Here is a 295-nt window from a genome sequence, read left to right as displayed (position 1 = left end):
TTCCGATAGTGACTCCTTAAGTGATTCGGATAGTGGCTCTACGAGTGATAGTACAAGCGATTCAATTTCCGATAGCAATTCACTAAGTGACTCTGATTCTATATCTGATAGTGAATCTACGAGTGATAGTATAAGTGATTCACTATCAGATAGCGACTCAATTTCTGATAGTAATTCACTAAGTGACTCTAATTCTATATCTGATAGTGAATCTATGAGTGATAGTACGAGCGATTCTGTTTCAGATAGTGCATCAACATCGGATTCAATCTCTGATTCAGTATCTGATAGCAAC

The 295-nt window shown here is 36.9% G+C and carries 1 protein-coding gene; it reads left to right on the top strand.

Translation table 11 applies throughout. From position 1 onward, the window contains the following. On the top strand, nucleotides 1-295 hold a 295-nt coding region (locus tag IAE51_RS12065; RefSeq protein ID WP_200095655.1), incomplete at both ends, for a hypothetical protein.

Origin of the sequence: Lactococcus sp. S64, from assembly GCF_016516525.1 — a bacterium.
Lineage (GTDB): Bacteria > Bacillota > Bacilli > Lactobacillales > Streptococcaceae > Lactococcus > Lactococcus lactis.
Note: the sequence above shows the minus strand (reverse complement) of the source record. Positions and strands in the feature narration are given on the sequence as shown.